Source organism: Pseudonocardia sp. ICBG162 (genome assembly GCF_020496225.1).
GTDB lineage: Bacteria > Actinomycetota > Actinomycetes > Mycobacteriales > Pseudonocardiaceae > Pseudonocardia > Pseudonocardia alni.
In genome coordinates, this window is the sequence record NZ_JAHLJD010000013.1 from 1,765,285 (window position 1) to 1,778,840 (window position 13,556).

Here is a 13,556-nt window from a genome sequence, read left to right on the forward strand (position 1 = left end):
GGGCCGGGCCGTCGCCGCTCAGCCCGCTGCGAGGGCGCTCGGGCGGGCCGCCGCGACCCCGGCCGCGGCCAGCGGTGCGGTCGCCTCGCCGACGAGCCCGAACCCCTCGCCACGGGTGTCGCCACGGACGTGCCGGGCGTGGATGCCCTCGGCGATCACGGCGGACTTGAAGTAGGCGAGGCCACGGTGGAACGCCCAGTGCCGCGGGCTCCGTCCGGAGGCGGTGACGTAGCGGTCGACCAGCTCCTCGGCGGTCGGCATGCGCGGGCTGGTGGAGGCCGCGGACCCGCCGAGCACCGGCGCGAAGGCCGGGTCGCCGTAGACGGTGTGCAGGGCCAGGTCGGCCAGCGGGTCGCCGAGGGTGGCCATCTCCCAGTCGACCAGTGCGCGCACCACGGTGGGGTCGTCGCGGTCGAGGATGGCGTTGTCGATGCGGAAGTCCCCGTGCACGACGGCGTGGTCGCTCTCGGCCGGGCAGGTCGCGTCGAGCAGGCCGTGCAGGGTGTCGACGTCGGGCAGCTCGCGGGTGGCGACGCGCTGCCACTGGCCGTACCAGCGTTCGACCTGGCGGCGCAGGTATCCGGCGGGGCGGCCGAGCTCGGCCAGGGGGCCGGTGGTGACGTCGACGGCGTGCAGCGCGGCGAGGGTGTCGACCAGGGAGAACGCGGTCGCCCGCACGGTCGGGTCGTCGAGGGCGGCGAGGTCGTCCTCGCTGCGCACCACGATCCCGTCGACGAACCCGGTGAGCGCGAACGGCACCCCGAGTACCGCGTCGTCGGCCAGCGCGACCGCCGGTGCGACCGGGACCCCGCTGCCCGCGAGGGCGGCGACGACCCGGTACTCGCGGCCCATGTCGTGCGCCGAGGGGGTCAGTGTTCCGAGCGGGGGGCGGCGCAGGATCCAGACGTGCTCGCCGTCGGTGACCCGGTAGGTCAGGTTCGACCGCCCACCCGAGACCAGCTCCGCGGTGACCCCGCCCCGGTAGCCGTCGACGTGCTGGTGCAGGAAGACGTCCAGCGCGGCCAGGTCCAGGCCGTCGGTCGTGCCGACGGCGTCGGTCGTGCCGGGCGTCTCGGTCGTATCGGTGACGCTCATCGGGCCTGCTCCGCGCGGTAGCGGCCGACGGTGCGCTTCGCGATGGACCAGCGGTGGGTCTCCGACGGCCCGTCGTAGATCCGGAACGGACGCACCTCCCGCAGGAACCGGCCCAGCAGCACGTCCCCGGACACCCCGCGCCCGCCGTTGAGCTGCAACGAGCGGTCCACCACCCGCCACACCGCCTCCGCCGTGAACGTCTTCGCGATCGAGACCTCCATCCCGGCGGGGCGGCCCTGGTCGAGCTCCCAGCAGGCGCGCAGGATCAGCCCGCGCGCGGCCGCGATGTCGATCTCGTTGTCGGCGATCATCGCCTGCGCCATCCCCAGATCCGCCAGCCGCGACCCGAACACCCGCCGCTCCGCCGCCCACGCCACCGCGATGTCCTGCGCACGGCGCGCGATGCCCAGCCACCGCATGCAGTGGGTCAACCGGGCCGGGCCGAGACGCACCTGGGCGTAGCGGTAGCCCTCGTCGACCTCACCCAGCACGGCGTCGTCGCCGATGCGGCAGTCGGAGAACTCGACCTCCAGGTGCCCGCCGTAGAGCGACTCGTCCAGCGTCGGGATGTGCCGTCCGATCGTCATGCCGGGGTTGCCGGCGTCGACCAGGAACATCGTCGCCCCGCCGCGGTCACCGGGGGCACCGGTGGTGCGGGCCATGACGATCGCGAACGCCGCGCCGTCGCCGCCGGTCACGAACCACTTCCGGCCGTCGATCCGCCAGCCGCCGTCTACCCGGACCGCGGTCGTGGACAACGCGTCCGGGTCCGACCCGGCACCCGGCGCGGGCTCGGTCATCGCGAAGCACGAGCGCACCTCCCCCGCCGCGAGCGGGACCAGGTACCGGGCCTTCTGCTCCTCGGTCGCGACCCGCTCCAGCAGGTGCACGTTGCCCTCGTCCGGGGCGGCGATGTTCAGCGCGAGCGGACCGAGCAACGAGTACCCGGCCTCCTCGAACACCGGCGCCCGGCCGCACATGTCCAGGCCGTGCCCGCCGAGCTCCGGGGCGGCGTGCGGCACGAACACCCCGGCCTCCCGGGCGGCGGCCTGCAGCGCGCGGCGCTCCGGCTCGGGGGGCGCGACGCCGTCGTGGGCGTTCTCGACCGGGATCACCGTGGTCCGGACGAACTCCGCGGTGCGTCGGGCCAGCTCGGTGATGGCCGGGTCGTGGGTGAGGTCGACCGTCACAGTCTCTCCAGGTGGGTGTGACGACGGCGGGGACCGTCGTCGGTGGACGGCGCTCAGCGGCGCCGGTAGGTCGGGGGGCGTTTGTCGAGGAAGGCCCGGGTCGCCTCGCGGGCGTCGTCGGTGAGCGCGGTGAGGACCTGCTGGCGGTTCTCGAACTCGACCGCCGCGGCGAAGCCCGGGTTCTCGACCCCGGCCCACATCCCCTGCTTGGTCAGCTCGACCGAGAACGGGGGGCTCGCGAGGATCGCCCGCGCGGTGGCCGCGGCCGTGTCCGTCAGCTCCTCCGGTGCGACGACGTCGGTGACCAGCCCGATCCGGAGCGCCTCGGCGGCGTCGGCACGGCGCCCGGTGAGCATCAGCTCGTGGGCACGACCCGTGCCGACGATCCGCGGCAGCAGCCACGAGATCCCGATGTCGCAGGCCGAGTAGCCGGCGCGCAGGAACCCGACGGCGAACACGGCCGAGGTCGACGCCACCCGGATGTCGCTCGCCAGGGCGAGGGCCAGTCCCCCGCCCGCGGCGGGCCCGTTGACCGCGGCGACCACCGGCGGGCGGAGCTCGTGGATGCGCACAGCGAGCCGGGCGATGTCGCGCTGGCGGGCCAGCCGTTCGATCGGGCCCTCGCCCGGTGCGGTGTCCCCGCCGCCGGGCGTCTCGAAGCCGTCCAGGTCGAGGCCGGCGCAGAAGCCGCGGCCCGCGCCGGTGAGGATCACGACCCGGCAGGCCGGGTCGGCGTCGGCGGCGGTCAGCGCGGTGTCGAGCTCGGTGACCAGCCGCCGGTCCAGTGCGTTGAGCCGGTCGGGCCGGGACAGGGTGATCCGGACGACGCCCGGCTCGGGGCGCTCGACCTCCACCACGGGCGGGTCGGGGTGCACGGTGCTCCTCATGCGGGGCCGTCGGGGTGCGGACGTGCCCCCGGCGGGGGTGCATAGGCGGGCGCGGCGGGCAGCACGTCGGGGGCGTCGGACACCCGGTCGGTGAACCGGGGTGGCCGGCGTTCGAGGAAGGCCCGCACCCCCTCACGGGCGTCCGCGCTGGTCCCGCGCCGGTTCAGCGCGAGCGTCTCGGTCTGGTGGGCCTGCACCGGGTGGGTCGCGCCGAGCCCGGCCAGCAGCATCCGCCGGGCCAGCGACACCGAGGTCGGCGAGCACTCCGTGAGCTCGACGGCCAGTGCCCGGACGGCGTCGGCCAGCTCGGCGGCGGGGTGGACCGACCGGAGCAGGCCGCCGCGCAGGGCCTCCCCGGCGTCGAACCGGCGGCCGGTCAGTACCCACTCGAACGCCTGCTGCACCGGTACGAGCCGCGGGAGCAGCCAGCTGGAGCAGGACTCCGGCACCACGCCGAGCCGGGTGAAGGGGAACGCGAAGCGGGCGGTGTCGGCGGCCAGGCGCAGGTCCGCCGCGAGGGTCAGGCCCGCGCCGACACCGATCGCGGGCCCGTTCACCGCGGCGATGATCGGCGTACGCGACTCCAGCATGCGCAGCACGACCTGGCCGCCGCCGTCGCGACGCAGGGGCAGGTCCTCGCCGGGCAGGTCGAACCGGGTACCGGGCGGCGCGGTGTCGCTGCTGCGCCAGTGGGCGAAGGTGGCGTCCGGGTCGGCCTCGGCGAGGTCCATGCCGGCGCAGAACGCCCGGCCGGCACCGGTGAGGACGACGACGCGGACCTCGTCGTCGGTGTCGGCGCGGTCGAACGCCGCGACCAGCTCGGCCTCCATCCGGTCGGTGAAGGCGTTGAGCCGGTCCGGCCGGTCGAGGGTGACGGTGAGGACGTGGGCGTCGAGGGACAGGGTGACGTGCGACGGCATCGGGCCGGCTCTCAGACTCGGGGGGCGGGGGCGAGGACGGTCCGGTTGACCAGCGCGGGACCGGACAGGGCGAGCCCGCCGTCGATGTGGACGACGGTGCCGGTGACGTAGGCGGCCAGCGGCGACAGCAGCACCGCGGCCATCCGGCCGACCTCCTCGGCGTCGGCGAAGCGGCCGAGCGGCACCGAGTCCGTCCACGGTGCGCTGCCGCCCTCGGCGAGGCGGCGCATGCCCTCGGTGTCGTGGACCGGGCCCGGCAGCAGCGAGTTCGACCGGATCCCGTGCGGCCCCCACTCGACGGCGAGGGTGCGCATGAGCTGGTCGACGCCGGCCTTGGCGGCGCCCACGTGGGCCTGGTGGGCGAAGGCGCCCGCGGACTGGGCACCGGTCACGAACAGGACGCTGCCGCGGGTGCGGGTCAGCTGGTCGAACGCGGCGTGGGCGCAGTGGAAGCTGCCGAGCAGGTCGATGTCGACGACCGCCCGGAACCCGTTGGAGCTGATCGACTCGGCGGGGGCGACGAAGTTCCCGGCGGCCCCGCACACGACGCCGTCGACCGGGCCGAGCCCGGCCTCGGTGCGCTCGAACGCGTGCGCGACCTGCTCCGCGGAACGCACGTCGCCCGCCGTGGTGACGACGCGGGCACCGCGGCCGCGCAGCTCCTCGGCGGCCTCGTCGAGGCGGGAGGCGGTGCGGCCGTAGAGGGACAGGTCGGCGCCGAGGTCGGCGAGGACCCGGGCGATGCCGAGGTTCACGCCGCTGCCGCCGCCGCTGAGGAACACGACCCGGCCGTCGAGGAGGTCGTCGGGGAGCTGGTGTGCCGGCACGGTGGCCTTCCTGGTGGGGGTGGTCGGGTGGGACCGGGCCGGCCGGGCGGGACGCGCCCGGCCGGCCCGGTGGTCGGGTGCCGGGTCAGCCGGCCCGGTTCATGAAGTCGTACGGGTTGAACCAGGGCTGGACGGTCTCGAGCTTGCCGCCCTTGTACTGGAGCACCTGGATCTGCGGGCGCAGGTTCGCCGGGGCGTCGGGGGTCGCGTACTTGCGGCTCAGAGGCTGCGCCATGAACATCGGGAAGTTGTCGACGGTGGTCAGGAACGCCTTGAGCGAGGCGGCGTCGAACTTCTCCGGGCCGATCTTCTTCGCGATCTCGGCGAGGGTCATGACGTTGGCGAAGCCCCACTGGGAGAACTCGGACTTGCCGTCGCGGCCCGCGTACTGCTGCATCGCGTCGCGGTAGAGCTTCACCTGCGGGTCGGACAGGTCGTCCGGGTTCTGGTAGGCGTAGCTGAAGATCGTGCCGTCGGCGATCTCGGGCGAGACCTTGGTGAAGAAGCTGTCGAAGTCGGCCGCGCCGCCCTGGTTGAGGATCCGGTCGGTCGGGAAGCCCTGCTGGTGGAAGGCGGTGTAGGCGGACACGGCCTGCGCGCCGCTCTGGTTGGTGAACACGACGTCGGGCTTGCCGGAGACGGCCTTGGCCACGAACGGCGTCGGGTCGGCGGTGCCCGAGGGCAGGTAGACCGGGGTGACGGTCATGTCGAAGCCGTAGCGCTGCACCGCCTTGGTCACCCGGGCGACCTGGTCCTGGCCGGAGGGGTTCTCGTCGGTGAACACGACCGCGCTCTTCGCGGCGAGGGTCTTGCCGGCGTAGTAGACCTGGGCCTCGTACTCCGAGGAGCCGCCGGTGACGTAGGAGTTCCCGGCCTCCTGCAGGTCCTGCGGGTTGACCGGCGGGTTGAGGCTGGGGACACCGGCCCGGGCCAGCACCGGGAACCCGTTCTCGCCCCAGGCGACCGACAGCCCGAGCTTGGCGACGGCCTTGTTCTGCACGGCCTCCTGGGCGCACGCGGTGGTGGCGGCCGGGTCGGCCTTGCTGTCGCACTTGACGATCTTGATCGGCCGTCCGCCGACCCCGCCCTGGGCGTTGATGTGGTCCTGTGCGGCGAGCTCGCCGGTGGTGAACTGGGAGATCGCGGCGCTGACCGCGCCGAGGCCGGTCGCGTCGGTGATGTCGTAGAAGACGATCGGGTCGCCCGCGGGGCCGGCCACCGATCCGGGTTCCTTGGCCGTGCTCGACGACGTGGCCGCCGAGGAGCAGGCGGCCAGGCCGACGGCGAGGGCGGACGCGGCGGCGATCACCGCGACGCGCGTGCTGAACTTCATCGTTCGCTCCAGATCAGGGGGTGGCGGCGTGGGCCGCCGGAGGAGGGCGTGCGGGGGCTGCCCACCCGGGTGGGGTGGGTCGGGGGGTCCGGGGTCGCCGGAGGGTCAGTCGGACCGGACGGCGGCGGCGACGGCCGGTTCCGGGGCGTCACCGGTGCGGTCCACCGGCTCGGGCGCCCGTGTCCCCGGCCGGCCGAGCCGGTCGCGGACGAAGCGGTACTGGTCGCGGAGTGCCACCGCGATGCCGTCCGGCTGCAGCACCGCGTTGACGATCAGCAGCGCGCCGGACAGGACGATCCACCAGGCGGAGATGCCGGGGACGGAGTTGAGCAGGACGTAGAGGATCCCGCCGTTGACGATGACGCCGGCGGCCACGGCCCCGTACACGGTGGCGACGCCGCCGATGTAGACCACGGCCAGCACACTGATCGAGGCCAGCGGGACGAAGCGGGTGAACGCGACGGCGCCGAGCTGGTAGCCGAGCACGCTGCCGCCGACCGCGGCGATGAACGCCGACAGCGCGAAGGCCTGCAGCTTGGTGCGGGCGACGTCGATGCCCACCGCGGCCGCCGCGCGCTCGTTGGCGCGCACGGCCAGCATCCGGCGGCCGATGGCGCTGCGGCGCACGTTCATCACTCCGGCCAGCAGGGCGAGCGTGACCACGGTGGCGAACAGGCCGAACCGCACCGGGTGGACGACCGGGTCGAGCGAGAGGCCGAACAGGTCCGGCGAGGGGACCGGGCTGCCGTCGGCGCCGCCGGTCCAGTCGACGTTGCCGAACACGAAGCTCGACACGGCGACGGCGGCGCCGAGGGTGACCACGGCCAGGTTGATGCCGCGGACCCGGATGGCGGGCAGACCGAGCAGCACGCCGACCGGCACCACCACGACCACCGCGAGCAGCATCGGCAGCGGGAACGGCAGCCCGAGCTCGACCGCGCCGCGGGAGACCATGAACGCCGCGATCCCGGCGAAGGCCATCTGCATCAGCGAGATCTGCCCGGTGAACCCGGTGACGACCACGACCGACAGCGCGATCATGACGGTGACCAGCGAGGTCGTGATGCCGCCGCGCAGGGTGTCGGGCAGCACGGCCAGCCCCAGCACCGCCAGCCCGCCGACGACGAGCAGCGGCCGCAGCCTGCTGTGCACCGCCGGGGCCAGCGGCAGCCGGGCGACGGCGCGGGCGCCGCGGCCGGGGATCAGCCGCCCGGACACGATCATGACCAGCACGATGATCACGAACGGCAGTGCGTCGTTGATGCCGGGCTGGGTGACGAACCGGGTGAGGATCGACTGCAGCATCCCGATGCCCACGGCGACGCCGACGGTCACCCCGAACGAGGTGAACCGGCCGACGAGCGCCGCGGCCAGCGCGGGCACCACGAGCAGGCTCAGGGTGGCGATGTTGAGCGCGGTGATCGGCGCGAACAGCACCCCGGCGAGCGCGGCGAGCATCGAGCCCAGCGCCCAGTTCGCCGCCCCGATGACGTCCGGGGAGTACCCGAGCAGCGCCGCGCCGCGCTCGTTCTCGGCGGCGGCGCGGGTGGCGGTGCCGAACCGGGTGAACCGGTAGAGCGCCCACAGCCCGGTCGCCAGCAGCACCGCGGTGGCGAGCAGCAGCAGCCGGTCGATCCCGAAGCTGATGCCCGAGATCTGCACGGTGTCGGTCAGGAAGATCGCCGGGGCGATGACCGTCGGGACGTTCCAGATCTGGGTCGCCAGCCCCTGCAGGACCAGCATCAGACCGAGCGTGGTGACGATCTTGGCCAGCAGCGGGGCGTGCCGCAGCGGTCGCATCACCAGCAGGTGGAACAGCAGCCCGCCGACCCCGCCGACCCCGGCGGCGACGACGGCGGTGACGGCCGCGACCGCGGGGGCGGTGCCCTCGCTGGTCGAGACCCCGAAGTAGATGGCCGCGACGCCGGCGATCGCCCCGTGGGCGAAGCTGACGGCGCCGGTGGCCTTCTGGATCACCACGATGCCCAGGGCGATCAGCGCGTAGACGGCGCCGGCGCCGGTCCCGAGGATCGCGAACAGCAGGATGTCGCTCATGCGATGGCCTCCGTGGCCAGGTAGCTCGCGCGCAGCCGGTCGCGGTCGGACCGGAGCTCGGCGGACGTGCCCTCGAGCACCACCCGCCCGCGGTTGAGGACGTAGACGCGGTCGGAGTGGGCGAGGACGAGGTCGACGTGCTGCTCGACGAGCAGGACGCCGACGCCGGCCTCCGCGGCGATCCGCCGGATCGTCGGGAGCATGTCGCGCACGACCAGCGGGGCCAGGCCGAGGCTGAGCTCGTCGATCATGAGCACCCGGGGGTCGGTGAGCAGCGCCCGCCCGACGGCGAGCATCTGCTGCTCGCCGCCCGAGAGCAGCCCGGCCCGCACCCCGAGCTTGGGCCGCAGCGCCGGGAACCGCTCCAGCAGCGCGTCCTCGGTCTCCCGGCGGGAGCGCCGCACGCGCGGCCGGACGAGGTGCAGGTTCTCGCGCGTGGTGAGGTCGGCGAAGACCGAGCGGTCGTCCGGGACGAGCATGACGCCGTTGCGGGCCTGGCGGTGCGGGCGCCCGGCGTGCACCGGCCCGCCCGCGGCGAGCACCTGGCCCGACTCCGGGACGAGGACCCCGCTCAGCGCGAGCAGGGTGGTGGTCTTCCCGGCGCCGTTGCCGCCCAGCAGCGCGACGACCTCGCCGGGCTGCACGTGCAGGTCGACCCCGCGCAGGACCGGGACGCCGGCGTACCCGGCGACGAGCGAGCGGCACTCGATGGCGGGGGCGGTCATGCGATCGCCTCGGCGTCGTCGGCGTGGCCCAGGTACGCGGCGACGACGGCGGGGTCCTCGCGGACCTGCGCGGTCGGTCCGGACGCGATCAGCTTTCCGAAGTCCAGCACGTTGATCCGTTCGCAGGTGCGCAGCACCAGGTCCATGTCGTGGTCGACCAGCAGCACCGAGACCCCGCTCGCGGCGACCCGCCGCAGCTGCTCCCCCAGCGCGAGGCTCGCGTCGGAGTCGAGGCCCGCGGCGGGCTCGTCGAGCAGCAGCACCGACGGGCGGCCCGCCAGGGCACGGGCGACGCTGACCAGTTTGCGGGCCGACAGCGAGAGGTCCGGCGGGTAGGCGTCGACGTGCGCGGCGAGCCCGACGAGGTCGAGCACCTCCTCGACGACCTCCGACAGCCGCGACGACACCGGCCGCACGAACTCGGCGACCGGTGACCACCAGTGCGACCGCTCGGTCGCGACGAGGACGTTCTCGCGGACGGTGAGGTCCTCGAACAGCTCCAGGTTCTGGAAGGTGCGGCTGAGCCCGGCGCCGACCCGGCGGTGCGCCGGGAGCGGCAGCATCGCGACGTCGCCGAGGGTGACCCGGCCGGTGGCCGGGGTGAAGCCGGTGACGGCGTCGATGAACGTCGTCTTGCCGGCGCCGTTGGGGCCGATCAGCCCGGCGAACTCGCCGGGCTCGACCGTGATCGAGACGCCGTGCAGTGCGGTGAGGCCGCCGTAGCGCACGGTCAGGTCCTCGGTCACGAAGGTTCTGGTCATGGGTGGGTTTCTCCGCATCGGGGCAGCCCGGGGCGGCGCGCGCACCCGGGGTGGGTGCGCGCGCTGCGGGAGGAGGGGGTCGACCGGCGCGGGCGTGCCGCGGGCGGTCGGTCAGACGGTGAGGTAGCCGCCGTCGACGGGGAGCACGGCGCCGGTCACGAACGACGCCCGGTCCGAGCAGAGGAAGGCGACGACCTCGGCGACCTCGGCGGGGTGCCCGGTACGGGCCAGCGGGGTGCGCTCGGCCAGCGCCGCGATCACCGCGGGGGCGACCTCACGGGCCTGTTCGAGCAGGGGGGTCTCGATCCAGCCGGGTGCGACGGCGTTCACCCGCACCCCGTGCGGGGCGTAGACCTGGCACAGCGACCTCGCCAGGGCGACGATCCCGCCCTTGCTGGCGGCGTAGGCGGGGCTGGCGGCGGACCCGAAGTAGCTGTACATCGACGCGATCAGCACGACGGCGCCGCCGCCCGCGAACAGCAGCGGCTCGGCGGCGCGGCAGCAGGCGTGCACGCCGCGCAGGTTGACCTCCAGCACGGTGGCGAACCCGGCGGGGTCGTGCTCCGCCTCGCCGAGCGACATCCCGGCGGCGGGGACGAGCAGGTCCAGCGCGGGCAGGCCGTCGAAGAACGCCGACACCGCCGCGTGGTCGGTGACGTCGAGCTCGGTCAGCTCCACGCCGGGCGGGGCGTCGGTGACGGCGCCGGCACCGAGGCCGACGCCGTGCACCCGGGCGCCGCGCTCGGCGAGCAGCCGGGCGATCGCCAGGCCGATGCCCGACGTCGCCCCGGTCACCACCGCGGTGCGGCCGGCGAGGTCTCCGGTGGTCACCGGCGGAACAGGGCCGGGTTGACCTCGATGCCCTTCGTCCGGCAGTACTGCTCGTAGCGGTTGATGTTGTAGAAGACGTCCTCGGTCAGCACCACGTTGTCGTTCTCGTCGAACCACTCGATGGAGGCGTTGATGACGAAGAAGGCGAGGAAGCCGTCGGGGTTGACGCTGCGCAGGGTGTGGATGACGCCCGGGCTCTCCTGGACGACGTCGCCGGGGCCGGCCTCCCAGTCGTACTCCTCGTAGCCCCAGCTGCCGCTGACGGTGTAGGCCATCACGCCGGAGCGGTGCCGGTGGCGGCCGAGCACGCCCGGGCCGTCGGAGCGGACCATCGCGGCCCACTGCCCGAGGCGGACGTCGAACCACAGGTAGCGGGCCCACATGCCCTCGGAGCCCTCGATGAACATCCAGGGCGAGTAGCTCTCGTCGGCCGGGGCGTAGATGTCGTCGACCTGGTAGCGGGTCGCGACGTCGTCGAGCTGCTGGGCGTCGTTGAGGGTGATGTCCTCGGTCTTGATGGTCAGGTCCGTCATCGTGACTCCTCGTCGAGTACGGGTGGTGGTGTCGGGTCGGTCAGGTCAGGTCAGGTCGAGCAGGATCTTGGTGGCGGTCCCGGCGCGCAGGTCCGCGAACGCGGTGAGCACCTCGTCCACCGGGCGGACCTCGGTCCAGTCGCCGGTCGGGTAGGTGCCGTCGGCCAGCCGGTCGACGACGGCGCGGAAGTCGTCGTCGGTGTAGGTCGAGGAACCGCTCATGGTCACCTCGCGGTAGAGCATCGAGGTGGGGTCGAACGACATCGGCGCCTCGTGCAGGCCGAGCAGCACCAGCCGGCCGCGCGGGCCGAGGTTCGCGACGGCCTCGGCGACGACGTCACCACGCCCGGCCGCCTCGACCGCCGCGTCGAGCACCCGGCCGGCGAGGACGTCGGCGAGGTCGCGGTCGGCCGGGTCGTAGACGTCGGTGGCGCCCATCTTCGCGGCGAGGTCGCGGCGCACCGGTGACGGCTCGGCGACCACGACGGTCCCGACCCCGCCGGCCCGCAGGGCGGCGACCGCCCCGAGCCCGATGGGCCCGGCGCCGCCGACGAAGGCGACGGCTGGTGCGGCGTCGAGGAGCATGGCCACGCCGTGGTGGGACACGGCCAGCGGCTCGACGAGCGCTCCCTCGCGCAGTCCGACCGCGCCGGGAAGCGCGAACAGCATGGAGTCGGTGACGGTGGTGTAGGTCGACAGGCCGCCGCCGTGCGCGCTGAGGCCGTGGAAGGCGAGGTCGGTGCAGGAGTTGGGGTGCCCGCGCCGGCAGGCCGGGCAGTGCCCGCAGCTGTAGGTGGGGCGCACCGCGACCCGGTCACCCACCGCGACGGCGGTGACGTCCGGCCCGGTCTCGACGACGGTGCCGGCGAACTCGTGCCCGAGCACGACCGGCAGTCGCGCGCCGGTCAGCGGGTGCGGGTCGACGGGCGTGACCGTCTGCGCCGCGTAGTACTCGTGGAGGTCCGACCCGCAGATGCCGGCGTAGGCCACCTGCACCGTGACCTCGTGGGACACCGGCGACGGGACGACGACGTCCTCGATCCGCAGATCGCCGACGCCGTGGTAGCGCACCGCCCGGGCCTGCCGGTCCATCCTCATCACCTCTGATGCATTCAACCTACGGAACACTCGCTCGGTCCGTTGGACGTCGCATACCGTAGAAGCGACCTGGGTCACCCGTCAAGAGCTGTCCACACCGAACTTCGCCGGCCGTCCACGCCGGCCCGAGACCGTCCGGCGCATCACTCTGACCTGCTGAATCGTGCAGAACGGCCAGAGCGACTACCACGAAACGCGCCCGTCCGGCCGTCGCCGCGGGTCGCTGCACGCCGGAGTCCGGGTCGTGCAAAAGGTGCCGGATCGGCGTGCATGTGGTGGGCTCGCCCCGGTCGATGACCGCGCGTCGCGGGACCGACGCTTGACGTGGCCGGTGACCGGGTCCACTCTCGTGTTGTGTTCAACCGACGGAGCGCTCGCACTGTTGCGTGCAGTGCCTGACGCCGTGGCCCTCGAGAGCCTCGGCGGCACCCTGCGCCGGGCGCGCAAGAGCGCCGGGCTCACCCTGACCGACCTCGCGACCGAGGTCGGCGTCAGTGCCGCGACGCTCAGCCGCGCCGAGACCGGCCGCGGGAAGCTGACCGCCGACCGGTTGCGGCGCTGCGTCGCCGTGCTCGGCCTGGAGCTCTCGGACCTGGAGCACTCCGCGGCGGGCGAGGAGGTGGCCAGCGTCCTCGACGGCGGCGGCCCCGCCGGCCTGTTCGACCCCACCCGTCCCGGCGGCTGGCGCGAGTTCCCGCCGCTGCGCCTCCCCCCGGCACTCGACGCCGCCCAACGCTGCTTCCTCGCGCTCGGGTACCACGGCACGACGGTCCGCGACATCGCCGACCTGGCCGGGCTCTCGGTGCCGGGGCTCTATCACCACCACCCGAGCAAGCAGTCGCTGCTGGTCGCGCTGATGTCGATGCTCATGGAGGACTTCCACGCCCGCTGCGAGGCCTCCCTGCGCGACGGCGACACCCCCGAGAAACGCTTCGACCTGCTGATCGACTGCTTCACGCTGTTCCACACCTACCGGCGGGACTGGGCGTTCATCGGCGCGAGCGAGATGCGCAGTCTCGACGACGCCGACCGCCGCCGGATCGCCGGCATCCGCAACGCCTGCCAGTCCCTCGTCGACGACGCCGTGACGCGCCTGGCGGCCTCCGGCCGGATCCGGGTGACCGACCCGTCGGACATCTCGCGGGCCGTCGTCACGATGCTCGTCGGCATCGCGAGCTGGTACCGCTCCGACGGCCCCATGACGCCCGAGCAGATCTCGGTCCGCTACCTCGCCTACAGCCGCACCCTGGTCGGTCTGCCCGACCACGGCTGACCGGCGGGCGCCGGGTTACGGTCGGCCC

The 13,556-nt window shown here is 74.0% G+C and carries 13 protein-coding genes; 1 reads left to right on the top strand and 12 read right to left on the bottom strand.

The window, feature by feature from the left end:
- Positions 1 to 18: 18 nt before the first annotated feature.
- The 12 genes from KPL60_RS11185 to KPL60_RS11240 form a co-directional block, all read right to left on the bottom strand.
- Positions 19 to 1,095 (bottom strand): phosphotransferase family protein, encoded by a 1,077-nt coding sequence (locus KPL60_RS11185; RefSeq protein WP_226365761.1) that lies wholly within the window; start codon positions 1,093 to 1,095, stop codon positions 19 to 21.
- Positions 1,092 to 2,285, bottom strand: coding sequence for an acyl-CoA dehydrogenase family protein (locus tag KPL60_RS11190; RefSeq protein WP_226365762.1), 1,194 nt, complete (start codon positions 2,283 to 2,285; stop codon positions 1,092 to 1,094). Before KPL60_RS11190 ends, KPL60_RS11185 begins: the two co-directional genes overlap by 4 nt.
- A gap of 53 nt (positions 2,286 to 2,338) precedes the next feature.
- On the bottom strand, positions 2,339 to 3,172 hold the full coding sequence (locus tag KPL60_RS11195) for an enoyl-CoA hydratase/isomerase family protein (RefSeq protein WP_226356060.1): 834 nt from the start codon (positions 3,170 to 3,172) through the stop codon (positions 2,339 to 2,341).
- On the bottom strand, positions 3,169 to 4,092 hold the full coding sequence (locus tag KPL60_RS11200; RefSeq protein WP_226365763.1) for an enoyl-CoA hydratase-related protein: 924 nt from the start codon (positions 4,090 to 4,092) through the stop codon (positions 3,169 to 3,171). The genes KPL60_RS11195 and KPL60_RS11200 overlap by 4 nt, the downstream gene beginning before the upstream one ends.
- An 11-nt stretch (positions 4,093 to 4,103) precedes the next feature.
- On the bottom strand, positions 4,104 to 4,919 hold the full coding sequence (locus KPL60_RS11205) for an SDR family oxidoreductase (protein ID WP_226365764.1): 816 nt from the start codon (positions 4,917 to 4,919) through the stop codon (positions 4,104 to 4,106).
- An 85-nt stretch (positions 4,920 to 5,004) separates the two neighbouring features.
- Positions 5,005 to 6,252, bottom strand: a complete 1,248-nt coding sequence (locus tag KPL60_RS11210) for an ABC transporter substrate-binding protein (RefSeq protein ID WP_226365765.1) — start codon at positions 6,250 to 6,252, stop codon at positions 5,005 to 5,007.
- Positions 6,253 to 6,357: 105 nt separating this feature from the next.
- Positions 6,358 to 8,307 (bottom strand): ABC transporter permease, encoded by a 1,950-nt coding sequence (locus KPL60_RS11215; protein ID WP_226365766.1) that lies wholly within the window; start codon positions 8,305 to 8,307, stop codon positions 6,358 to 6,360.
- Complete coding sequence (locus KPL60_RS11220) at positions 8,304 to 9,032, bottom strand: ABC transporter ATP-binding protein (protein ID WP_226356055.1); 729 nt, start codon at positions 9,030 to 9,032, stop codon at positions 8,304 to 8,306. Before KPL60_RS11220 ends, KPL60_RS11215 begins: the two co-directional genes overlap by 4 nt.
- The gene (locus KPL60_RS11225) at positions 9,029 to 9,793 is read right to left on the bottom strand and encodes an ABC transporter ATP-binding protein (protein WP_226356054.1); all 765 of its coding nucleotides are present in this window, start codon (positions 9,791 to 9,793) and stop codon (positions 9,029 to 9,031) included. The genes KPL60_RS11220 and KPL60_RS11225 overlap by 4 nt, the downstream gene beginning before the upstream one ends.
- Before the next feature lie 111 nt (positions 9,794 to 9,904).
- On the bottom strand, positions 9,905 to 10,624 hold the full coding sequence (locus tag KPL60_RS11230; RefSeq protein WP_226365767.1) for an SDR family NAD(P)-dependent oxidoreductase: 720 nt from the start codon (positions 10,622 to 10,624) through the stop codon (positions 9,905 to 9,907).
- Positions 10,621 to 11,157, bottom strand: coding sequence for a 2,4'-dihydroxyacetophenone dioxygenase family protein (locus KPL60_RS11235; protein WP_226356052.1), 537 nt, complete (start codon positions 11,155 to 11,157; stop codon positions 10,621 to 10,623). The genes KPL60_RS11230 and KPL60_RS11235 overlap by 4 nt, the downstream gene beginning before the upstream one ends.
- Positions 11,158 to 11,202: 45 nt before the next feature.
- The gene (locus KPL60_RS11240; RefSeq protein WP_226356051.1) at positions 11,203 to 12,249 is read right to left on the bottom strand and encodes an alcohol dehydrogenase catalytic domain-containing protein; all 1,047 of its coding nucleotides are present in this window, start codon (positions 12,247 to 12,249) and stop codon (positions 11,203 to 11,205) included.
- A gap of 397 nt (positions 12,250 to 12,646) precedes the next feature.
- Here KPL60_RS11240 and KPL60_RS11245 point away from each other — a divergent pair, with 397 nt between their 5' ends.
- The gene (locus tag KPL60_RS11245) at positions 12,647 to 13,528 is read left to right on the top strand and encodes a TetR family transcriptional regulator (RefSeq protein ID WP_226365768.1); all 882 of its coding nucleotides are present in this window, start codon (positions 12,647 to 12,649) and stop codon (positions 13,526 to 13,528) included.
- The last annotated feature ends 28 nt before the right edge of the window (positions 13,529 to 13,556 follow it).